Source organism: Bartonella sp. MR168JLCBS, assembly GCF_042194175.1.
This window is the reverse complement of record NZ_JBHIMP010000036.1, coordinates 3,202-3,495: the sequence shown is the minus strand read 5'-3', so window position 1 is coordinate 3,495 and position 294 is coordinate 3,202.

The window sequence follows — 294 nt, the reverse complement described above, 5'->3', positions numbered from 1 at the left end:
CCAGGCAAAGCGGGCCGCCTTTAGGATAATCCGTTAAGAGATTTTTGCACTTTCCATATCAGGAAGTAAATTCTATGTTAGCGTCCTTACATTCATTGACCAAAAATGAGGAGGAGCCAGAGACAAATGCCCATCTATTTTTATCCCCGCAGTGTTCCTACGGCTTTTGTCCTTAAACGGTTCAGAGCTCCCATATTCAATCTACTCACTCATCTTTTTGGACTATGATCGCACGATTTTCGCAGGTAACAGGTAAGAGTGCCCGAAACAAGAAAATATCACAAGACCAAACAG